This is a genomic window from Streptomyces cyaneofuscatus (assembly GCF_033109485.1).
In the GTDB taxonomy this organism is placed as follows: Bacteria; Actinomycetota; Actinomycetes; order Streptomycetales; family Streptomycetaceae; genus Streptomyces; species Streptomyces cyaneofuscatus.
The window spans coordinates 6,898,144-6,919,645 of sequence record NZ_CP137002.1 but is presented as its reverse complement, the minus strand read 5'-3'; the positions used below and the strand labels follow the sequence as shown (position 1 = coordinate 6,919,645).

The following is a 21,502-nucleotide window of genomic DNA, read 5'->3' as shown; positions in this document are numbered from 1 at the left end:
GAGGAGCGGGGTCCGGGGCGGAGCCCCGGTTTCGGGAAGGGGCCGCGTCAGCCGACAGAGCTGTACGCCACAACCCCCCGCAGCACCGCATCGACCGCCTTCCGAGCATTCCGGGAAACAGAACTCGCCCCCGCACTCCCCTCCCGAGGAGCCGCCGCAGCCACCTGCCCCAGCACGTCGATCACCTGCTTGCACCACCGTACGAAGTCCCCCGCCGGCATCTCCGCCTCGCGCAGCACCTCGTCCAGCGTGCGCCCGGAGGCCCACATGTAGACCGCCCAGGCGAAGCCGAGATCAGGCTCGCGCTGCCCGACCCCCTCCGTCTGGTTGATCTTGAAGTCCTCCTCCAGCGCGTCCAGCCGCCCCCAGATCCGCACCATCTCGCCCATGGCGACCTTGGCGGGCCCGGACGGCAGCTTGGGCGCGACCGCGTCATCGGCCTGCCGCGCCTCGAAGACCAACGCCGAGACGCAAGCAGCAAGCTCGGCAGGGTTCAACCCCTCCCACACGCCCTCGCGCAGACACTCACTGGCGAGCAGATCCAGCTCCCCGTAGAGCCGGGCCAGCCGCCGCCCGTTCTCCGTGACCTCGTTGCCCCGGAGATAGTCCAGCTCGGTCAGGAGCGCGACGATCCGGTCGAAGGTCCGGGCGATCGTGTTCGTCCGCCCCTCGATCCGCTGCTCCAGCTGCCGCGTGTCCCGCTGCAGCCGGTGGTAGCGCTCGGCCCACCGCGCGTGGTCCTCGCGCTCGTCGCACCCGTGGCACGGATGCGCGCGCAGCTCGTTCCGCAGCCGGAGGATCTCGCGGTCGTCGGCGGCGGGCGCCCGCCCCTTGCGGTGCCGGTCGGGCACGATGTGCCCGGCCTTGGTCCGCAGCGCGGAGGCCAGATCACGCCGGGACTGCGGCGAGCGCGCGTTGAACGACTTCGGCACCCGCATCCGGTCCAGCGCCTCCACCGGCACCGGGAAGTCCATCGAGGCCAGCCGCTTGACCTGCCGCTCGGCGGTCAGCACCAGCGGACGCGGCCCGTCGTGGTGGTCGAACCCGCGGTGCCCGTTGGCCCGCCCGGCGGGCAGCCCCGGATCCAGCACCAGTGCAAGACCCGCGAACTTCCCCGTCGGCACATGGATGACATCGCCGGGCTTCAGCTTCTCCAGCGAGGAGGCCGCCGCCGCCCGCCGCTGCGCCGCACCCTGCTTGGCGAGCTCCGTCTCCCGGTCCTTGAGGTCGCGGCGCAGCCGCGCGTACTCCTCGAAGTCACCGAGGTGGCAGGTCATGCCCTCCTTGTAGCCCTCCAGGCCCTCCTCGTTGCGCTGCACCTGCCGCGAGATCCCGACCACCGACTTGTCCGCCTGGAACTGGGCGAACGAGGTCTCCAGCAACTCCCGCGACCGGTGCCGCCCGAACTGCTGCACCAGGTTCACGGCCATGTTGTACGAGGGGCGGAAGCTGGAGCGCAGCGGATACGTACGCGTGCCCGCGAGCCCGGCCAGTGCCGTCGGGTCCATGCCGCGCTGCCACAGGACCACCGCGTGGCCCTCGACGTCGATGCCTCGCCGCCCGGCCCGACCGGTGAGCTGCGTGTACTCGCCGGGGGTGATGTCGGCGTGCTGCTCGCCGTTCCACTTGACGAGCTTCTCCAGCACCACGGAGCGCGCGGGCATGTTGATGCCGAGCGCCAGGGTCTCGGTGGCGAAGACCGCCTTGACCAGTCCCCGTACGAACAGCTCCTCGACGACCTCCTTGAAGGTCGGCAGCATGCCCGCGTGGTGGGCGGCGATGCCCCGCTCAAGCCCTTCGAGCCACTCGTAGTAGCCCAGGACGTGCAGGTCCTCGCCGGGGATGGAGGCGGTCCGCTCCTCGACGATCTCGCGCACCAGCCGGCGCTTGTCCTCGTCGTTGAGCCGGAGCCCGGCGTACATGCACTGCTGGACGGCGGCCTCGCAGCCGGCCCGGCTGAAGATGAACGTGATGGCGGGCAGCAGGCCCTCGTTGTCCAGCCGCTCGATGACCTCGGGCCGGCCGGGCGTCCAGATGCGGCTGCGCTGGCGCCGCTCGCGCTCGCGGTCGGCCTCCCGGATCATCTTGCCCCGGCGGCGGTCGCGGGGGTTGTACCCCTGCTGGTTCTCCTGGCGGGCGAGACGGACCAGGTCCGGGTTGACCTCACGGCGTCCGGCGCCGCGGCCCCCGTGGTCGGTGGCCTCCTCGAAGAGGTCGTACATCCTGCGTCCGGCCATGACGTGCTGCCAGAGCGGCACGGGCCGGTGCTCGGAGACGATCACCTCGGTGGAGCCGCGCACGGTGTCCAGCCAGTCGCCGAACTCCTCGGCGTTGGAGACGGTCGCCGACAGCGACACCAGTGTCACCGACTCCGGCAGGTGGATGATCACTTCTTCCCACACCGCGCCACGGAAGCGGTCGGAGAGGTAGTGCACCTCGTCCATGACCACATAACCGAGGCCGGAGAGCGACTGCGAGCCCGCGTACAGCATGTTCCGCAGGACCTCGGTGGTCATCACGACGACCGGCGCCTCGGAGTTGACGCTGTTGTCGCCGGTCAGCAGGCCGACCTTGTCCGCGCCGTACCGCTTGACCAGATCGGCGAACTTCTGGTTGGAGAGCGCCTTGATCGGCGTGGTGTAGAAGCATTTGCGGCCCTGCTCTAGGGCCAGGTGCACGGCGAACTCGCCGACGATCGTTTTCCCCGACCCCGTCGGGGCCGCGACCAGCACCCCCTTGCCCGCCTCAAGGGCCTGGCAGGCCTCGATCTGGAACGGGTCCAGTCCGAACTCGTACATCTCCCGGAAGGGCCCGAGGGCCGTCGCCATCTCGGCCGCACGGGCGCGGGATGCCTGGTATCGCTCAGCTGGTGAGAGGTCCTCTGTCATCTTGCATACGAGCCTACCCGTCACCTCTGACAGTCAGCCCGATCTTTAAATCCCCTTGGCCCTTCACCCCGCCAGCACCTGTACGGCACCCGGTACACAGGTCGCCGTGAGCGGCAGCGCGCCCAGCGGCTCACCGTCCGCGTACGCCGTGACGCCGGCCGCCGCCAGCTCGATCGAGGCGACCCGGTGCACGGTGACGGCGGGGTGGCTCAGATGCGTGCCTTTGTAAACCTTCGGGAACACCTTGAGGAGGGTGGCGCGGGAGCACTCCCCCACCACGGTCACGTCGAAGAGTCCGTCGTCCATCGCCGCCTCGGCGCAGATCCGCATGCCGCCGCCGTACGTCGTCCCGTTGCCCACCGCGATCAGCGTCGCCTCGATCTCGCGCACCTGGCCGCCGTCGAGCCGGATGCGGTACGGGATGGGCTTGAAGGCGGCCAGTTCGGCGAGGATCGCGAGGTCGTACTTGAACCGGCCGCCGACGAAGCGCATCCGGTTGCCCCGGTCGTTGACCCGCGAGTCGAACCCGGAGGCGAGCACCGTCCCGAACCACCGCTCCCCGGCCCGCCCGAGGTCGATGTCCCGGTGACCGCCCTCCTTGAGCATCCGCGCGGCCAGCGCACCGGCGGCGGCCGGATCACGTATCGGCAGGCCCAGCGCGCGGGCGAAGTCGTTGCCGGTGCCGACGGCGACGACGCCCAGCGGGGTGGCCGTCCCTGCGACGGCCTGGAGGGCGAGGGACATCAGCCCGTCCCCGCCCACGGCTATCAGTGCCCCGGTCCCCGCCGCGACGGCCTCGCGGGCCCGGCGCAGGGCGTCGTCGGCGTCCTCGCCAAGGACCGTACGGACGGAGAATCCGGCGTCCCGCAACGCGGAAGCGGCCGGCTGCGCGGCGTGCGCGCCCCGGCCGCGTCCTGCGGTGGGATTGACGAAGAGGGTGATCTCGCTGGTCACCCTTCCGGACCCTACAAGGTCAGGTGATGTCGTCGTAACCGTTGAGCCGGTGCGATCGGGAGCCGTCCGCGTCACCGGACGCCTGCTCCGGAAGCGCTCTGCGCGGGGCCGCCACGGGCTCGATCCCGCCGACCGGCTCCGGCGTCAGATCGAGCTCGGATGCCTCGTCGTCGCTGAGCTCGGCGTCGGGGTTCTTGCGGTTGCGCCGCTTGTCGTTCAGCAGGGAGAAGCCGACGGCGATGAAGTAGAGCACCGCGAGCGGGCCTGCGAGGAGGAGCATCGAGACGGGCTCGCCACCGGGGGTCGCGATGGCCGCGAAGGCGGTGAGGCCGACGATCATCCCGCGCCACCAGCCGAGCATCCGCTTGCCGGTGATGAGGCCCGTCATGTTCAGCGCGATGAGCAGCAGGGGCAGTTCGAAGGCGAGACCGAAGACGATCACCATGCGGACGAGCAGATCCAGATAGCTGTCGAGCCCGATCTGGTTCTGCACATCGTCGGGGCTGAACCCGAGCATGATCTCGGCGGTCTGCGGCAGGATCGCGTAGGCGAGGTAGCCACCGGCCAGGAAGAGCGGTGCGCCGACGACGGCGAAGGCGTAGGCGTAGCGCTTCTCGCCCTTGTGCAGACCCGGGGCGACGAAGGCCCACAGCTGGTACAGCCAGACCGGGGTGGCCAGCAGCACACCGGACATCAGCGCGACCTTGAGCGCGTTGGTGAACGGCCCGATCAGGGTGTCGGTCTTCAGCAGCGCGCAGGACTTGCCGTCGACCGTGGTGACGACGCCGTTCTTGCAGCCGACGGATTCCTGGATAGGAGCCAGAAGGAACTCGTAGATCTCCTTCTGGTAGAACGCCGCGACGATCATCACGACGACGATCGCCAGCACGGCCTTCAGCAGCCGGTTACGCAGCTCACGCAGGTGATCGAGGAGAGGCATCCGCCCCTCGTCGTCCTTCTCCTGCTTGCGGGCAGACTTGAGCAACCCACTTCCCTCGTCTCGTGCGGCGGCTGTCGGCGAAGTGCGTCAGCGGTCAGGCCTGGGTGGTGGGCTTGGGCTCGTTGACCGGGCGGGAGCTGGTGACGTCACCCGGAGCGGCCTGGATGGTGCGCGCGGTGGTGGACTGCGGAGGAGCCGGGTCCGCAACGGTCTCCGTCGTGGGCGTGGCGGCCGCCGCGTCGTCCTTCTTCATCGCCTTGGCCTCGCTCTTGAGGATGCGGGCCGACTTGCCGAGCGAACGCGCCATGTCGGGAAGCTTCTTGGCACCGAAGAGCAGCAGGATGACGGCGATGATCAGAATGATCTCGAGGGGCTTCAGGTTGCCGATCATGTGCGACTTCCTTCTCACTGAGGCGGCTGGAGGGTGGGCTCGCTACCCGTTCGACCGGGCATACGTCCGATCGTTGCGCTTGGCAGCGATCGTAACCCGCAGGGGTAAACGCGAGGCAATGCCCGTGCGTCCTGCGGCTTGCGGCCCGCACCTCCCTGCCTGGGCCGACCCATGCAGCGTACCCTTCGGCGCTCTCGGACATCAGGCCGCGGGCCTCCTACCGCAGGCTGTCGCCGGTGGCCGCGAGGCGCGTCGCCGCCCGTTCGAGGTCTTCCGACGCCTGGTTGATCCGCTCGGTGGTGGTGGTGACCTGACGGCCGAGGCGCTGCACCTCGACGAAGACCTTGATGGCCAGTACGCCGAGGACGGCGACCCCCAGGAATCCCAGGGCGATGGCGAGCATGGGCCAGAACATGCGGCGGTGCCTCTTCCTACGGGCGTGGGGGGCTACGGGGTGGCGTGCAGGCGCAGGGTCCGTACGCCGCCGCCGGTGAGCAGTTCGATGATGCGTTCCCCGGCGGGCTTGCGGACCGGGGCCGCGCACTCCGGGCAGGTGAAGGTGTAGAAGGTGGTGCGGCTGGTGGCGCCTATGGCCAGCCGCAGCGCGCCGGCCGCGAGCTCGAAGCGCCCGCGGCAGTCGGGGCAGGCGGCCCGGAACCGTACGGCGGCGGGTACGGGGACCGGGACCGGCCCCGTACGGACGGCGGCCGGCGTGAGGTACGTCGGGTTCATCTGGTCTCCCCTCCGGGCCCGGCTCAGACCGTGTCGTAGGCGGCGAGCGCCTCACGGGCCGCCGTCCGGGCGCTCTCGGCGAGCTCCGGCGGGGAGACGATGCGGCCCTCGCCGCCGAGGCGGAGGGCGAGACGGCGCAGCGATGCCGGGTCGGGGGTGCGCAGGGTGATGCGGAGACCGCCGTCGGGGAGTTCCTCGGCACAGTCGTGCGGGTAGTACTCGGCGACCCAGCGGCCGCCGGTGCCGACCTCGATGACGACCTCGGGGTCCTCGGCGGCCGGCTGGACCAGTCCTTCGGAGAGGTCGCGCAGCTCCAGTTCCGGCGCCTCGGCGGGGGCGTCGAGGAGGCGGATCTCGGCGACCCGGTCCAGACGGAAGGTCCGGCGGGCCTCGGAGAGCCGGCACCAGCCCTCCATGTAGGTGTGGCCGACGGCGAAGAGCCGGATCGGGTCGACCTCGCGTTCGGTGAGCTCGTCGCGGGCGGGCGAGTAGTAGCGCAGCCAGAGGCGGCGGCGCTCGGAGATGGCCCGGTCGACGTCGGCGAAGACGCCGCCCTCCGCCTCGAAGGTCACCGAGAGCCGGGAGCTGGCCGCGCCGGACTCCCCGGCCGCCGCCTCCAGCTTGGCGGTGGCGCGGAGCAGGGCCTCCCGGTCGCTCTCGCGCAGTCCGGGCAGGGTGGCGACGGCGCGCGCGGCGACGAGCAGCGCGGTGGCCTCGTCGGCGGCGAGCCGGAGCGGCTCGGCGACGTCGTCCGGGTTGTGCCACCAGATCCGATCGCCGTCGGTGTCGATGTCGAGGAGGTCGCCGCCGCGGAAGCTGGTCCCGCACATGGGGAGCACGTCGAGGTCCGAGATCAGCTCGTCCTCGGTGATCCCGAAGGCCCGGGCCACGTCCTGGACGTGGGCGCCGGGGCGCTCACGGAGGTACGTCACCAGGGAGAGCATCCGGCGGGTCTGGTCGATCGCGTTCGTGGCCATGGTCGCTGTCCCCTAGTCCTTGGCCACGGCGCGCAGCCGGTCCACCACATCGGCCCGCAGATCGGCGGGTTCCTCCACGACGACGTCCGGCCCGAACTCGACGAGCCAGGCATCCAGCCCGTGTCCGTACGGGATCTCCAGCTCGTCCCAGCCGTCCCCGCGCTCATGGACGGATATGGCCCGCGAACGCAGCGGGTAGCCGGATCCGGCGCGGAGCCTGATCCGGGCGGTGCGGGTTGCGGTCTCGCCGGCCCAGCTCTCGACGGTCTCGCGGACCGTGACGACGTCGGGCACCTCGGCGGTGAAGGCCCCGTTGCGGGAGCGGACCTTGCCGGTGATGCGGGAAAGCCGGAAGACGCGTTCGGCGCCGCGGCCCCGGTCCCAGCCGGCGAGGTACCAGTGGCCGCGCCAGCACTCCAGGGTCCAGGGTTCGACCTGGCGCTGCACGGGGGCGGCGGAGTTGGCCTTGCGGTAGTCGAAGGTGACCGGGCGGCGGTCGCGGCAGGCGAGCATCAGGGGTTCGAAGGCGGCCTCGTGGACGGGGATGCGGGGTTCGAGGGCGCTGTGCACCTCGTACGCGTCCTCGGCCTCGGGCATCCCGGCCGCGCGCAGCTTCTGCAGGGCGCCGCTGGCGGCCCCGGCGAGGCGGGCCTGCTGCCAGACCTTGGCGGCGAGGCCGAGGGCTGCGGCCTCCTCGGCGTCCAGGGTGATGGGGGGCAGCCGGTTGCTGTCGCGGCGGGCCAGGTAGCCGGTGTCGCCGTCGAGGTTCTCGACGGTCTCGATGACGAGGCCGAGCTCGCGCAGATCGTCCTTGTCGCGCTCGAACATCCGGTTGAATGAGTCGTCGGAGCCCGCTTCGAGGTAGGCCTCGATGGAGCCGCGCAGCTCGCGCTTGCTGAGCGGGCGCCGGGTCCCCAGCAGGCACAGCGCGAGGTTCATCAACCGCTCGGCCTTGGCAATCGCCATCGACGCCCTTTCTCTTGTGCTCTACGACCGTCGACCGTACCGCCCCGGGGTGTCGGGACCAAAGCGGGCCCGTGGGCCGGACAGCGGTGAGGGCCCCCACCGGTGTGGTGGGGGCCCTCACTCGCGCGCGTCCGGAACGGATCAGACCGAGACCAGGTCGCAGACGAAGATCAGCGTCTCGCCCGGGGCGATCGCGCTGCCCGCGCCGCGGTCGCCGTACGCGAGGTGCGCGGGGATGGTCAGCTGGCGGCGGCCGCCGACCTTCATGCCCTGGACGCCCTTGTCCCAGCCGGCGATGACCTGGCCGGCACCGAGGTTGAAGGCCAGCGGCGTACCGCGGTTCCAGGAGGCGTCGAACTCCTCGCCGGTGGAGAAGGCCACGCCCACGTAGTGGACCTTGACCTGGTCGCCGGCCTTGGCGACGGGGCCGTCGCCCTCCCAGATGTCCTTGATCTCCAGGTCGGCCGGCGGCTCGCCACCCGGGAAGTCGATCTCGGGCTTCTCGATGCTCACTGAACTGCTCCTCAAAATGATGAACTGGGCAACCGGGACAGTCTTACACCTTGGCGAGGATGTCCACGGCGAAGACCAGCGTGGAGTTCTTCGGGATCGCCTGCTGCTGCTGGTCGCCGAAGGCCTGGTCCGGCGGGATGACGAGGAGGACGCGGCTGCCGACCTTCTTGTCGATCAGACCGGTCTTGAGTCCCTTGAGGGTGACCTGCGACAGCGGGAAGGTCTGGGTCTTGCCGGTGGAGTAGGTGTTGTCGAACTCCTTGGCGCCCTTCCAGATCATGCCGACGTAGTTCACCACGACGCTGTCGGACTCCTTGACGACCTCGCCGTCGGACTCCAGGACGTAGTTGGAGACCAGCTTCTTCGGCGGGTCACCCTTGGGGATGGTGACGGTCGGGGCCTTGCCGTCGGTCTTCACGCCGACCTTGGGCAGGTCGATGTTGTCCTGGGCGACCTCGGTGCCCTTGGCGGTGGCCGGGATCTGGGTGGCCTTCAGGATGTCGACGACGAACACGAGGGTGGCGTTCGGCTTGATGTCGCCCTGGCCCTGCTCGCCGTAGCCGAGCTCCGGCGGGATGACCAGCTCGACGCGGCTGCCGACCTTCTGGCCGACGAGACCCTTGTCCCAGCCCTGGATGACCATGCCCGCGCCGAGCGTCAGGTCGAAGGGCTGCTTGCGGTCGAAGCTGTTGTCGAACGGCTTGTCGGAGTCCCACGACTGACCGAGGTAGTTGACCTGGATCGCGTCGCCGTTCTTGAGCTTCGCACCGTCGCCCTCGCTGATGACTTCGGTCTTCAGCTCCTTGGGCGGGTCTCCCTCGCCCTTGGAGATGGTGGGCTTCTCGCCGACCTTGGCGCCCGCGGTGATCGCGGGCACGCCGTTCTTGGACGAGGCGGAGTCGGAGGCCTTGTCGTCGCTGCCGCAGGCCACTGCCGACAGCAGCAGGAGGGGGGCGACGAGAAGGCCGGCAATTCGGCGCACTGGTTCCTCAGATCTCAGGGGGCACTGTGGTTAGTCCGAACCACTCTAGGCCGTGCGCAAGGCCCCGTACGAGGAACACGTACGGGGCCTTGTCACGCCACAGCCTGCCGAGGGGGTGCCCCGGCGCCGCTCACATGCCCGCGATCAGCTTCTCCACGCGCTCGTCCACGGACCGGAACGGGTCCTTGCAGAGCACCGTGCGCTGCGCCTGGTCGTTGAGCTTGAGGTGGACCCAGTCGACGGTGAAGTCCCGCCGCTGCTCCTGGGCCCGGCGGATGAAGTCGCCGCGCAGCCGCGCCCGGGTGGTCTGCGGGGGCACGGACTTGCCCTCGAAGATCTTCAGGTCGTTGCAGATGCGGGCGGTCTGGCCCTTCCTCTCCAGGAGGTAGAACAACCCGCGGCGACGGTGGATGTCGTGGTAGGCGAGGTCTATCTGGGCGACCCGCGGGTTCGACATGGTCATGTTGTGCTTGGCCCGGTACCGCTCGATGAGCTTGTACTTCATGACCCAGTCGATCTCGGTGTCGATCCGGTCGAGGTCCTCGGCCTCGATGGCGTCGAGCGTGCGGCCCCACAGCTCCAGGACCTGGTCGACGGTGCCGGTGCGGATGCCCCGGCGCTCGACGAAGTCCACGGCCTTCTCGTAGTACTCCCGCTGGACTTCGATGGCCGAGGCCTCGCGGCCGCTGGCCAGGCGCACCTTGCGCCGGCCGGTGAGGTCGTGGCTGACCTCGCGGATGGCCCGGATCGGGTTCTCCAGGGTCAGGTCGCGCATCACGGTGCCCGCCTCGATCATGCGGAGCACCAGGTCGGTGGCGCCGACCTTGAGCAGCATGGTCGTCTCGGACATGTTCGAGTCACCGACGATGACGTGGAGGCGGCGGTACCGCTCCGCGTCGGCGTGCGGTTCGTCACGGGTGTTGATGATCGGCCGGGAGCGGGTGGTCGCGGAGCTGACGCCCTCCCAGATGTGCTCGGCACGCTGGCTGACGCAGTAGACGGCTCCGCGCGGCGTCTGGAGCACCTTGCCCGCGCCGCAGATGAGCTGCCGGGTGACGAGGAAGGGGATGAGGATGTCCGCGAGCCGGGAGAATTCCCCGTGCCGGGCGACGAGGTAGTTCTCGTGGCACCCGTAGGAGTTTCCCGCTGAGTCGGTGTTGTTCTTGAAGAGATAGACGTCGCCCGCGATTCCCTCCTCGTGCAGGCGGCGTTCGGCGTCGACGAGCAGGCCTTCGAGAATGCGCTCGCCCGCTTTGTCGTGCGTGACCAGTTCGGTCACGTTGTCGCATTCGGGGGTTGCATATTCCGGATGCGATCCCACGTCGAGGTAGAGGCGGGCGCCGTTCCGCAGAAAGACATTGCTGCTGCGGCCCCATGACACAACACGGCGGAAGAGGTAGCGCGCCACTTCGTCAGGTGACAGTCGGCGCTGTCCCCTGAACGTGCACGTGACGCCGTACTCGTTCTCCAGCCCGAAAATGCGGCGGTCCATGACTGAACATTACGCCTTACGGCCGGTGCTGAAACCGGGTTCGACAGCACCGTTTCGATCATTTTCCGATCCGGTCACGACGGCAGGGTCCCGTACGGGAGCTGCGAGGACCTTCCCCGTGGCCAGCAGGACCACCAGGGCGAGGACTCCGCCGACCCCCGCCACGCCGAAGCTCCAGGCGGTCGAGCCGAGCTCCACGGCCGGTCCCGCGACGGCCGTTCCGGCTGCCGCGCCGACGCCGAAAGTGGTCACGAGCCAGGAGAACGCCTCGGTCACCGTGCCGCGCGGCGCGTGCCGGTCCACCACGATGAACGAGCAGGCGATGGCCGGGGCGAGGAAGACTCCGGCGAGGGCGGCCAGCGCGGTCATGACCGGGACCGAGGGGGTGAGCGTCAACGGCAGGTAGCCCAGGGCCAGGAGGCCGACGATGACGCGCAGCCGCCGCTCGGGCGCACCGGCCCACTGCCGCGCCCCGTAGCCCAGGCCCCCGATCAGGGCGCCGAGGCCGAGCGCGGCCATCAGCCAGCCGTACACCGACTCGCGGCCGTGGTCGTCCGCGTAGGCCACACCGGCCACCGTGATGGAGCCGAGCGCGAGCCCCACGAAGAAGAACGTGCCGAGCAGGGCGAGGAGTCCGGGCGAGCGCAGGGCGCCGAGCCAGTGCGCCTCGCGGGGTGCGGAGCGCCAGGTGCGGGAGGGCTCAGACAGGACGACCGACAGCGCGCCCAGGACGCCTATGGCGTTGATGACGAGCAGGGCGGCGGCCGGGGACCAGAGCGAGACGAGGAGCGTCACCAGGAGCGGCCCGACGGTGAACATGATCTCCTGCGCCACTGCGTCCAGGGCGTACGCCCGGTGCACCTGGTCCTCGCGCTTCAGCACGCTGGGCCACAGGGCCCGCAGACCGCCCTCCAGGGGCGGTGTGGCGACTCCGGCGACGACGACGGCCGCGTACGCCAGCGGCAGCGAGCCGAGGCCTGCGACGGCGAACAGGACCATGCCGAGCGCGGAGAGCACGGCGGCGGGGAGCTGGACACGCGGCTGCCCGTACAGGTCGACGGCCCGGCCGAGCAGCGGCTGTCCGACGGCGGTGGCGAGCCCGTACGCGGCGGCCAGCGCGCCGGCCAGCGTGTAGCTGCCGCCCTCGGCTCGGGTGAAGAGCACGATCGCGATGTGTGCGGTGCCGTTGGGCAGCCGTCCCACCAGCGTGCCCGTCAGCAGCCGGGCGGCATGCCGCGCCCGGAGGATGTCCAGATATCCCGCGGCCATTCCCGCCCCTTTCCGCCGGGCGGCTGCCGCCACCCGAGGTTTTACGTATAACGTCGAGGTTCATACGTACCATGTCCGCAGTCCGCGGGTCCACCTCGCGGCGTCACGGAAACACCCCGCACGGAGGCCCGAGTGACCGACCCCCACCAGCCCGCCCCGCCCCGGCCCACCAGCCGCGACGTGGCCCGTGCGGCGGGCGTCTCGCAGGCGACGGTCTCCCTGGTGCTCGGCGAGAAGTGGCCGGGCCGGGTGTCCGAGGCCACCGCCCAGCGGGTCCGGGACCATGCGGCGGAGCTGGGCTACCGGCCCAATCTGGCCGCCCGCAATCTGCGCCTCGGCCGCACCAGGACCGCACTGCTGGTGGTCCCCGCCCTCACCAACGAGTTCTTCGCCCGGGTCTACACCGGGGCCGCCGCCGTCGCAGCCGAGCACGACTTCGGCGTGGTGCTCTACCCCTCACCGGACGGCACGGGACCGGCCCGGGCCCCGTTCGCCTCCGCCCGCGCCGCCCTGGACGGGGTGATCGCCTCCTCGATGGCCTCCGACGCGCTGAGCGCCCTGCACGGGGCCGACCTGCCTCTGGTGATGCTGGACAGCGACCCGGCCGGCACGGACGCCGCGGCCCACGTGAACCTGGACATCGCCGACGGCATGCGCCAGGTGACGGAGCATCTGCTGGGCCTCGGCCACCGCCGGTTCGTGCATCTGGCGTCCGCCGTGGACACGTGGACGTTCGCGGTCCGGGCGCAGGCGCTGCGGGACGCGGTGGGCGCGGTGCCCAACGCCACGGTCCGAACCGTACGGTCCCCGCTCGACGTACGGGCCGGGCGCCAGGCGGCCGAGCAGGCGCTGGCGGTCGCCGGGGAGCGGCCCACCGCGGTCGTCTGCGACGACGACATCCTGGCGGCCGGGGCCTGCAAGGCGGCCCGCCGGCTCGGGCTGCGGGTGCCGGACGATCTCTCGGTCACCGGCTTCGACGACCTGGCGCTGGCCACCGCCGTCGAGCCGGAGCTCACCACCGTACGGCTGCCCGCCGAGCAGGTCGGCGAGCGGGGCATGGAGGCGCTGCTCGCCGTACTGGAGGGCCGCCCCGCCGAGCCGGGCAGCCTGCCGGTCCAGCTGGTCGTACGGGGCTCCACGGCCCCGCCGCCCGCCGCCTCCCGGACATGACGGATGCCCCCAGGCCGGCGGGGCCTGGGGGCATCTGCGGGGTGCGTTCCGTCTACTCCTCGGTGGAGTCGGGCGCGTTCCCGGTGCCGGTGCCGGGGGTACGGTTCTCCGGGGTGGCGGTCTCCGAGGAGCCGGCCTCCGGGGTATCGGCGTCCTCCACGTCGGACGGGGCGTCCGTCGGGGTGGCGCTCGCCGCTTCCGCGTCGAGCAGCCGGGTCAGCTGGCGGCCGACGATCCGCTTGAACTTGCGCTGCTGGGGCCGCGTACGGTCCAGCACCGCGACTTCGAGGCGCTCGGCGGGGATCTCCCGCTCCCCGCCGCCCGGCTCGCGGGAGAGCGCCTGGACGGCCAGCTTGAGCGCCTCGGCGAGCGTCATGCCGTCGCGGTGGCGCTGGTCCAGGAAGCTGCTGATCTGCTCGGCGTTGCCGCCGACCGCGACCGAGCCGTGCTCGTCCACGATCGAACCGTCGTGCGGCAGCCGGTAGATCTGGTCGCCCTCGGGCGCGGACCCGACCTCGGCGACGACCAGCTCCACCTCGTAGGGCTTCTCGGCCGCGCTGGAGAAGATGGTGCCGAGCGTCTGCGCGTAGACGTTGGCCAGCCCACGGGCCGTCACATCGTCGCGGTCGTAGGTGTATCCGCGCAGGTCGGCGTAGCGCACGCCGCCGATGCGGAGGTTCTCGTACTCGTTGTACTTGCCGGCGGCGGCGAAGCCGATCCGGTCATAGATCTCGCTGAACTTGTGCAGCGCGCGGGACGGGTTCTCGCCGACGAAGACAATGCCGTCGGCATACTGCAGCACAACGAGGCTGCGACCACGGGCGATGCCCTTGCGGGCGTATTCCGCCCGGTCGGCCATGGCCTGCTGGGGTGAGACATAGAACGGCGTCGACACCGGCTATCCGTCCCTTCCTGTCAGTGACGAGTGCATCGGAAAAAGGCTCGGAGTCCGGGTCAGAGCAGCGCGGCGCGCGGGCCGTCGGGCTGCTCCAGTCGGCGCTCCAGGATGGAGCGCGCGATCTCGGAGGACTCCTGGTCGGTCAGCCTCCGGAAGCCTTCGTCGGTGATGACGGTGACGATCGGGTAGATGCGGCGGGCCACGTCCGGGCCGCCGGTCGCCGAGTCGTCGTCCGCGGCGTCGTACAGCGCCTGCACGACCAGGGTGAGGGCCTGCTCCTCCGTCAGGTCCTCGCGGTAGAGCTTCTTCATGGAGCCGCGGGCGAAGATCGACCCGGAGCCGGTGGCGGCGTAGCCGTTCTCCTCGGAGCGGCCGCCGGTGACGTCGTAGGAGAAGATGCGGCCCTTGTCGCGGTCGACGTCGTACCCCGCGAAGAGGGGGACCACGGCGAGGCCCTGCATGGCCATGGCCAGGTTGGAGCGGATCATGGTGGAGAGCCGGTTGGCCTTGCCCTCCAGGGAGAGCTGGGCGCCCTCGACCTTCTCGAAGTGCTCCAGCTCCAGCTGGAACAGCTTGACCATCTCCACGGCCAGTCCGGCGGTGCCGGCGATGCCCACCGCCGAGTACTCGTCGGCCGGGAAGACCTTCTCGATGTCGCGCTGCGCGATCATGTTGCCCATGGTGGCGCGCCGGTCACCGGCCAGGACGACGCCACCGGGGAAGGACGCCGCGACGATGGTCGTCCCGTGCGGTGCCTCGATGGCCCCCTGGAGCGGCGGCAGGCTCCGGTTGCCCGGGAGCATCTCGGGCGACTGGTCGGACAGGAAGTCCATGAACGAGGACGAACCCGGCGTCAGGAAGGCAGCTGGTAGACGCCCGGTGCTACGAGTGTTGGCTTCCACGCGTTTCCCTCCAGGTATGCGATGGCCCTGCGCAAGAGAGTCAGGATCATCCCCCAACTTGCCGATGGCCGGATTGCAGTTGAAGCAACGTACGCCACGGACCCTACCCGCCTCGAGGCGGTGATCCACATGTTCGGCGAAGGGATCTGCGCAGATCCCGCGCTCGCGGACCGGTGGCGCTCCTCCGGTTGGCGAGCGGGGTGACGGCGACCGCCGTGGCGGTCGCCGTCACCCCGTCTCCCCCGGTTCAACACGGTCGCCCGGGACCTACCGGGCGTTCACACTCGTGAACTACTGTCCACCCTTTTGAACGAAGGACCGGACGAAGTCCTCGGCGTTCTCTTCGAGGACGTCGTCGATCTCGTCCAGGACCGAGTCGACATCGTCGCTCAGCTTCTCCTGGCGCTCCGCGAGGTCCTCGGACGCCTGCGCGTCCTGCGCCTGCTCCTCGGTCTCCTCGGTGGAACGCGTGGCCTTCTGCTGTCCGCCGCCGGTGTCCTTGGTCGCCATGTAGCTCACCCCGCTCGGTTCGAAGCAATCGCAGCTCTTGATCAGACCCTACCCACGAGGTCCGACATTTGGCCCGGTAGTTGTTCAACGTCCGGGCCTCGGGTGATTGATTCCCAGCCCGGACCCCTTTCAGCCGCCCGAGAGCGTGCGGACCAGCTCATCCGCCGTACGACAGCGGTCGAGGAGGTCCTTGACGTGCTCCTTGGTGCCCCGCAGCGGCTCCAGGGTCGGCACCCGCTGGAGCGAGTCGCGGTCCGGCAGGTCGAAGATGACCGAATCCCAGGAGGCGGCCGCCACGTCGTCGGCGTACTGCTCCAGACAGCGGCCCCGGAAATAGGCCCGGGTGTCCTCCGGAGGCTTCGTACGGGCCCTGGTGACGTCGTCCTCGTCCAGCAGCCGCTTCATCCGCCCACGGGCCGCCAAACGGTTGTAGAGCCCCTTGTCGGGGCGTACGTCGGCGTACTGGAGGTCGACCAGATGCAGCCGGGGGGCGTCCCAGTCGAGCGAGTCGCGGCGGCGGTAGCCCTCCATGAGCTCCCGCTTGGCGATCCAGTCCAGCTCACCGGCCAGGCTCATCGGGTCGGTCTCCAGCCGGTTGAGCGTGTCCTCCCAGCGGGTCAGGATGTCCTTGGTCTGGTCGTCGGCGTCGGTGCCGAACCGCTCGTCCACATACTTGCGGGCCAGCTCGAAGTACTCCATCTGGAGCTGGACAGCGGTGAGTGTCCGGCCGCTGCGGAGCGTGATCAGCTGGCGCAGGTCCGGGTCGTGCGAGACCTGGTGCAGCGTGCGGACGGGCTGGTCGACGGCGAGGTCGACGGTGATGAAGGCGTCCTCGATCATGGACAGCACCAGGGACGTGGTGCCGAGCTTCAGATAGGTCGAGATCTCCGAGAGGTTGGCGTCGCCGATGATCACATGGAGCCGGCGGTACTTCTCCGCATCGGAGTGGGGCTCGTCCCGGGTGTTGATGATGGGGCGCTTGAGCGTGGTCTCCAGGCCGACCTCGACCTCGAAGTAGTCGGCGCGCTGGCTGATCTGGAAGCCGTGCTCGTGGCCGTCCTGGCCGATGCCGACCCGCCCCGCGCCGGTGACGACCTGGCGGGAGACGAAGAACGGCGTCAGATGGCGCACGATGTCCGAGAACGGGGTCTCCCGCTGCATGAGATAGTTCTCGTGCGTGCCGTAGGAGGCGCCCTTGTTGTCGGTGTTGTTCTTGTAGAGGTGGATCGGCTGGGCGCCGGGGATGGCGGCGGCCCGCTCGGCGGCCTCGGCCATGATCCGTTCGCCGGCCTTGTCCCAGAGCACCGCGTCGAGCGGGTTGGTGATCTCCGGCGAGCTGTATTCGGGGTGCGCGTGGTCGACGTAGAGCCGGGCACCGTTGGTGAGGATCACATTGGCCAGGCCGATGTCCTCGTCGGTGAGCTGGCTGGAGTCGGCGGTCTCACGGGCGAGGTCGAAGCCTCGCGCGTCACGCAGCGGATTCTCCTCCTCGAAGTCCCAGCGGGCGCGGCGCGCCCGGTGCATCGCCGCCGCGTAGGCGTTGACGATCTGGGACGAGGTGAGCATGGCATTGGCGTTGGGGTGGCCGGGGACGGAGATCCCGTACTCCGTCTCGATGCCCATTACTCGCCGTACGGTCATGCGGCCCTCCTTGCCCGGCGTCGGTCCCGTCCGGGAGCGACGCTCAAGTACCGCTGCTTGTCCGGTGCGTATGCGGTGCCCGTCACCGCACTGCGCGACTCGGCGGTACCGCAGAGCCTAGAGCGCCTCTGCGCCGGTGGGGAGATCAATTACGACATTGTTCCGGTGTGGCCGGAACGGGGGAAAACGACCGGCTGCGGATGCCCCTCCAGGCATCCGCAGCCGGTCGGCGTATTACAGGTACTGGCCGGTATTGGCCACCGTGTCGATGGAGCGCCCGGTGTCCGCGCCCTGCTTTCCGGTGACGAGTGTGCGGATGAAGACGATCCGCTCACCCTTCTTACCGGAAATCCTGGCCCAGTCGTCCGGGTTGGTGGTGTTGGGCAGGTCCTCGTTCTCCTTGAACTCATCCACGCAGGCCTGGAGGAGATGAGAGACGCGCAGACCCTTCTGCTGGTGTTCGAGGAATGCCTTGATGGCCATTTTCTTTGCCCGGTCGACGATGTTCTGAATCATCGCGCCGGAGTTGAAGTCCTTGAAGTACAGGACTTCCTTGTCGCCGTTGGCGTACGTGACCTCGAGGAAGCGGTTCTCCTCGGACTCCGTGTACATCCGCTCCACGACCGACTGGATCATGGCGTGGGCGGCGGCCTCCCGCGAGCCGGTGTGCTCGGAGAGGTCGTCCGCGTGCAGCGGGAGCGACGGGGTCAGGTACTTCGCGAAGATGTCCTTCGCTGCCTCGGCGTCCGGACGCTCGATCTTGATCTTCACATCGAGTCGGCCGGGTCGCAGGATGGCGGGGTCGATCATGTCCTCGCGATTGGAGGCGCCGATGACGATGACGTTCTCCAGACCCTCCACACCGTCGATCTCGGCGAGCAGCTGCGGGACGATGGTGTTCTCCACGTCCGAGCTGACGCCGCTGCCGCGGGTGCGGAAGAGGGATTCCATCTCGTCGAAGAAGACGATGACGGGGGTGCCCTCGCTCGCCTTCTCCCGCGCACGCTGGAAGACCAGGCGGATGTGCCGCTCGGTCTCGCCGACGTACTTGTTGAGGAGCTCGGGGCCCTTGATATTGAGGAAGTAGCTCTTCCCCGCGGGCTGCCCGGTCACCTCGGCGACCTTCTTGGCGAGCGAATTGGCGACGGCCTTGGCGATGAGCGTCTTGCCGCAGCCGGGCGGACCGTAGAGCAGGATGCCCTTCGGCGGTCGCAGTTCGTGCTCCTTGAAGAGGTCGGGGTGGAGGTAGGGGAGCTCGACCGCGTCGCGGATCAGCTCGATCTGGTCGCCCAGACCGCCGATCTTGTCGTAGTCGATGTCCGGAACCTCTTCGAGGACGAGCTCCTCGACCTCGCTCTTGGGGACCACCTCGTAGACGTAACCGGACCTGGAGTCCAGCAGCAGGGCGTCACCGGAGCGGATGGTGATGTCCAGCAGCGGCTCGGCGAGCCGCACCACCCTCTCCTCGTCGGTGTGCCCGACCACCAGGGCGCGCTCGCCGTCCTCAAGGATCTCCTTGAGGGTGACGATGTCCCCGGCCCGCTCGAACTCCATGGCCTCGACCACGTTGAGCGCTTCGTTGAGCATGACCTCCTGGCCGCGCCGGAGGTCCTCCAGTTCGACGCTGGGGGACACGTTCACCCGGAGCTTGCGGCCCCCGGTGAAGATGTCGCAGGTGCCGTCCTCGTTGGCCTGCAGGAACACTCCGAAGCCGGCCGGCGGCTGTGCGAGCCGGTCGACCTCCTCCTTGAGCGCCACGATCTGGTCACGCGCCTCACGGAGCGTGTTGGCGAGCCGCTCGTTCTGAGCGGACACGCCTGCCAGATTCGTCTGCAACTCGACGATCCGCTCTTCGAGAATCCTCGTATGACGCGGAGAGTCGGCGAGCTTACGTCGCAGGACGGCGATTTCCTGCTCGAGATAGGCAACCTGGCCGGCCGGGTCTTCTGACCCTCGCGCGGGCCGGATGCCGCGGTTGATGTCGTCGTCGTGGGCTGCCACGGTCCTCACCTCCTCCATGGGGAGCTGGACGCTTCCTGACCCTACCTGGGCTGGTGGTGATTGAAACCCCTAGATCACAAAGACTGCGGGGTGTGTCCGATCTTCACCCTTGCGCTCTCCCTCACGTCAAGGGAATACCCACCCTTCGGCATCGGAAAGCCGCCGGTTGTATCGTCGAAGCGTTCAACACCCGTCAGAGCTGGCTCCAATTGGTTCGGATACGCAGGAACGGCAGGAAGCATGACCGTGCAGCAGGACTCGCCGGGCGACAGTGACACGCAGGACCTGGAGGTCTGGATCGACCAGGACCTCTGTACGGGCGACGGCATCTGCGTGCAGTACGCGCCGGAGGTCTTCGAGCTGGACATCGACGGCCTGGCGTACGTGAAGAGCTCGGACGACGAGCTGCTGCAGGACCCGGGGGCCACCACACCGGTGCCGCTGCCGCTCCTCCAGGATGTGGTGGATTCGGCCAAGGAGTGCCCCGGGGACTGCATCCACGTGCGGCGCGTGAAGGACAACGTCGAGGTGTACGGGCCGGACGCGGCCTGACCCGTACGGGCAGCCGCTCAGACGCTGCGCGCGAGGTCTCCCGAGGTGCGGACGAAGGCATGGCCCTTCCACCGCCAGGAGGCCTGTTCCTCCTGGTCGGGGCAGCAGCGGGGCACCTCCAGCGAGGAGTAGCCGAGCAGGGTCGCCGAGACGCGCCCCTCGCGTACGGCGAACTCCCCGACGGTCTTCCTGTCAGCGGGGTCCACCAGGGTCGCCACGACCCTCGGTGCGGCCCCGCTCCGCTGCGTCAGGACGTAGATGCCGCTCGGCGGGGTCCCCGAGCCCGCGTCGCAGTGGACCACGGCGACGGTTTCCGGCCGCCCGTCGCCGTCGAGGTCTCCGGGGGCCTGCTTCGCCACGGTGGTCCCGGCGCCGCCGCACTCCAGGGGGAAGTCCACCGTCGCCGGGTCCGGGGCGGCCACGGGCGTGGTGGTCCGCTTCTCCGGGGCCGTGGCGGTGGCGGTGGCCGTACGGGGCTGGAGCAGCCCGGCCAGGGCGACGACGCCGGCCATGGCCGCGGCCGTGGCGAGCCAGTGCACCGGCTTCGTGGCGGTGTGCGCGAGGTCCGGGAGCGCGGAGGTCTGCACGCGGTGTGTCTCCATGTGGTTCCTGGGAGCCCGGGGCGGGGGCGGGCCCGCCCCCGAGGGGTGGCCAGCATCGTGCCACACCTCACACGCCGGGGGAACGGCGGGGTGTGCGCCGGTTTCACCGCCAGGGCTCGCGCCCGGGGGCAACGCGAAGGCGCCGCCGCGCAGTTCCCCGGTCGGTCGGGGAACTGCGCGGCGGCGCCGGTTCGTTGGGCGGGTCAGCCGCGGTCGGCGGCGGAGCCTCCGCGGCTCTGGCTGCCCGGTCCGTCGTAGTCCTCGCCGTAGGCGCCCTTGGAGGGGCGGCGGCGGCGCAGCGGCGGCTCGACGCCGTCCGCGAGCCGGCGGGCGGTGACCAGGAAGCCGGTGTGGCCGATCATCCGGTGGTCGGGGCGGACGGCCAGGCCCTCGACGTGCCAGTTGCGGATCATCGACTCCCAGGGCTGCGGTTCGGCGAAGCAGCCGATCTCGCGGATGGACTCGACGGTGCGCGAGAGCTGGGTGGTGGTGGCGACGTAGGCGCAGAGGATGCCGCCGGGCACCAGGGCCTTGGAGACGGCCTCCAGGCACTCCCAGGGGGCGAGCATGTCCAGCACGACGCGGTCGACGTCGGTGTCGGAGAGGTTGTCCTGGAGGTCTCCGACGGTCAGCTGCCAGGCGGGGTGCGGCGAGCCGAAGTAGCGCTCGACGTTCTGCTGGGCGATCTCGGCGAAGTCCTCGCGGCGCTCGTAGGAGTGCAGCATGCCCTGCTCACCGATGGCGCGCAGCAGGAAGGTGGAGAGCGAGCCGGATCCGACCCCGGCCTCCACGACGCGGGCGCCGGGGAAGATGTCCGCGAAGGCCAGGATCTGCCCCGCGTCCTTGGGGTAGACCACGGCGGCGCCGCGGGGCATGGAGAGGACGTAGTCGGGGAGCAGGGGCCGCAGCGCGAGGTAGGCGACGTTTCCCGTGGTTCGGACAACACTGCCCTCGGGAGCACCGATCAGCTCGTCGTGCTGGAAAGAACCCTTGTGGGTGTGGAAGTTCTTCCCGGCTTCGAGCGTGAAGGTGTAGTGGCGTCCCTTGGGGTCGGTGAGCTGGACCTGGTCCCCGACCTTGAAGGGCCCACGTCGGCGGGCGGCACCGGTCGGTTCAGACATG

21 protein-coding genes and 1 pseudogene are annotated in these 21,502 nt (G+C 69.9%); 2 read left to right on the top strand and 20 right to left on the bottom strand.

The features are described 5' to 3' along the window. Positions 1-47: 47 nt before the first annotated feature. The 12 genes from R2B67_RS30525 to R2B67_RS30470 all read right to left on the bottom strand — a co-directional run bounded on the left by R2B67_RS30525 (position 48) and on the right by R2B67_RS30470 (position 12,104). Entirely contained in the window at positions 48-2,888 is a 2,841-nt protein-coding gene (locus R2B67_RS30525) for a DEAD/DEAH box helicase (protein ID WP_317822499.1), read from the bottom strand. A gap of 63 nt (positions 2,889-2,951) precedes the next feature. After that, a complete protein-coding gene (locus R2B67_RS30520; protein ID WP_317822497.1) occupies positions 2,952-3,842 on the bottom strand; it encodes a diacylglycerol kinase in 891 nt (296 codons plus the stop codon). Between the two features lie 19 nt (positions 3,843-3,861). Continuing rightward, positions 3,862-4,827 carry a twin-arginine translocase subunit TatC gene (gene tatC, locus R2B67_RS30515; protein ID WP_317822496.1) on the bottom strand — a complete coding sequence of 322 codons (966 nt, stop codon included), beginning with the start codon at positions 4,825-4,827 and terminating at the stop codon, positions 3,862-3,864. Between the two features lie 49 nt (positions 4,828-4,876). Beyond that, a complete protein-coding gene (tatA, locus tag R2B67_RS30510) occupies positions 4,877-5,173 on the bottom strand; it encodes a Sec-independent protein translocase subunit TatA (RefSeq protein ID WP_018515342.1) in 297 nt (98 codons plus the stop codon). Between the two features lie 217 nt (positions 5,174-5,390). Further along, positions 5,391-5,588 carry a hypothetical protein gene (locus tag R2B67_RS30505; RefSeq protein WP_018515343.1) on the bottom strand — a complete coding sequence of 66 codons (198 nt, stop codon included), beginning with the start codon at positions 5,586-5,588 and terminating at the stop codon, positions 5,391-5,393. Between the two features lie 32 nt (positions 5,589-5,620). After that, positions 5,621-5,905: a hypothetical protein gene (locus R2B67_RS30500; RefSeq protein WP_030570238.1), complete on the bottom strand. Its 285-nt coding sequence runs from the start codon at positions 5,903-5,905 to the stop codon at positions 5,621-5,623. Positions 5,906-5,928: 23 nt separating this feature from the next. After that, positions 5,929-6,882: a helix-turn-helix transcriptional regulator gene (locus tag R2B67_RS30495; protein WP_317822494.1), complete on the bottom strand. Its 954-nt coding sequence runs from the start codon at positions 6,880-6,882 to the stop codon at positions 5,929-5,931. Between the two features lie 12 nt (positions 6,883-6,894). Continuing rightward, positions 6,895-7,848, bottom strand: coding sequence for a helix-turn-helix transcriptional regulator (locus R2B67_RS30490; RefSeq protein ID WP_018515346.1), 954 nt, complete (start codon positions 7,846-7,848; stop codon positions 6,895-6,897). 141 nt (positions 7,849-7,989) lie between these two features. After that, complete coding sequence (locus R2B67_RS30485) at positions 7,990-8,361, bottom strand: FKBP-type peptidyl-prolyl cis-trans isomerase (RefSeq protein ID WP_317822492.1); 372 nt, start codon at positions 8,359-8,361, stop codon at positions 7,990-7,992. A gap of 43 nt (positions 8,362-8,404) precedes the next feature. Further along, the gene (locus tag R2B67_RS30480; protein WP_018515348.1) at positions 8,405-9,343 is read right to left on the bottom strand and encodes an FKBP-type peptidyl-prolyl cis-trans isomerase; all 939 of its coding nucleotides are present in this window, start codon (positions 9,341-9,343) and stop codon (positions 8,405-8,407) included. A 130-nt stretch (positions 9,344-9,473) separates the two neighbouring features. After that, on the bottom strand, positions 9,474-10,835 hold the full coding sequence (gene pafA / locus R2B67_RS30475; protein ID WP_026242080.1) for a Pup--protein ligase: 1,362 nt from the start codon (positions 10,833-10,835) through the stop codon (positions 9,474-9,476). 9 nt (positions 10,836-10,844) lie between these two features. Beyond that, positions 10,845-12,104: an MFS transporter gene (locus tag R2B67_RS30470; RefSeq protein WP_317822489.1), complete on the bottom strand. Its 1,260-nt coding sequence runs from the start codon at positions 12,102-12,104 to the stop codon at positions 10,845-10,847. Between the two features lie 132 nt (positions 12,105-12,236). Here R2B67_RS30470 and R2B67_RS30465 point away from each other — a divergent pair, with 132 nt between their 5' ends. Next, positions 12,237-13,274 carry a LacI family DNA-binding transcriptional regulator gene (locus R2B67_RS30465; protein WP_317822487.1) on the top strand — a complete coding sequence of 346 codons (1,038 nt, stop codon included), beginning with the start codon at positions 12,237-12,239 and terminating at the stop codon, positions 13,272-13,274. 52 nt (positions 13,275-13,326) lie between these two features. Here R2B67_RS30465 and prcA read toward each other — a convergent pair whose 3' ends face one another. The 6 genes and pseudogenes from prcA to arc all read right to left on the bottom strand — a co-directional run bounded on the left by prcA (position 13,327) and on the right by arc (position 19,226). Continuing rightward, positions 13,327-14,169 carry a proteasome subunit alpha gene (prcA, locus tag R2B67_RS30460; RefSeq protein ID WP_237325028.1) on the bottom strand — a complete coding sequence of 281 codons (843 nt, stop codon included), beginning with the start codon at positions 14,167-14,169 and terminating at the stop codon, positions 13,327-13,329. Positions 14,170-14,228: 59 nt separating this feature from the next. Continuing rightward, the gene (gene prcB, locus R2B67_RS30455; protein WP_026242117.1) at positions 14,229-15,074 is read right to left on the bottom strand and encodes a proteasome subunit beta; all 846 of its coding nucleotides are present in this window, start codon (positions 15,072-15,074) and stop codon (positions 14,229-14,231) included. Beyond that, positions 15,026-15,212 (bottom strand): annotated as a pseudogene (locus R2B67_RS30450) (endonuclease domain-containing protein); the annotation flags it as partial. The gene prcB and the pseudogene R2B67_RS30450, both read right to left, overlap by 49 nt. A gap of 153 nt (positions 15,213-15,365) precedes the next feature. Next, positions 15,366-15,584, bottom strand: a complete 219-nt coding sequence (locus R2B67_RS30445; RefSeq protein WP_018515354.1) for a ubiquitin-like protein Pup — start codon at positions 15,582-15,584, stop codon at positions 15,366-15,368. Between the two features lie 129 nt (positions 15,585-15,713). Next, on the bottom strand, positions 15,714-17,225 hold the full coding sequence (gene dop, locus R2B67_RS30440; RefSeq protein ID WP_317822483.1) for a depupylase/deamidase Dop: 1,512 nt from the start codon (positions 17,223-17,225) through the stop codon (positions 15,714-15,716). Positions 17,226-17,459: 234 nt separating this feature from the next. After that, positions 17,460-19,226, bottom strand: a complete 1,767-nt coding sequence (gene arc / locus R2B67_RS30435; protein ID WP_026242082.1) for a proteasome ATPase — start codon at positions 19,224-19,226, stop codon at positions 17,460-17,462. Between the two features lie 240 nt (positions 19,227-19,466). On the opposite strand from arc, the gene R2B67_RS30430 reads away from it, so the two are divergent. Beyond that, positions 19,467-19,778 (top strand): ferredoxin, encoded by a 312-nt coding sequence (locus R2B67_RS30430; RefSeq protein ID WP_317822481.1) that lies wholly within the window; start codon positions 19,467-19,469, stop codon positions 19,776-19,778. A gap of 17 nt (positions 19,779-19,795) precedes the next feature. On the opposite strand, the gene R2B67_RS30425 is transcribed toward R2B67_RS30430, so the two are convergent. Both R2B67_RS30425 and R2B67_RS30420 read right to left on the bottom strand, forming a co-directional pair. Further along, positions 19,796-20,365: a hypothetical protein gene (locus R2B67_RS30425; protein ID WP_317824994.1), complete on the bottom strand. Its 570-nt coding sequence runs from the start codon at positions 20,363-20,365 to the stop codon at positions 19,796-19,798. 218 nt (positions 20,366-20,583) lie between these two features. Beyond that, entirely contained in the window at positions 20,584-21,501 is a 918-nt protein-coding gene (locus tag R2B67_RS30420; RefSeq protein ID WP_018515359.1) for a tRNA (adenine-N1)-methyltransferase, read from the bottom strand. Position 21,502 lies beyond the last annotated feature (1 nt).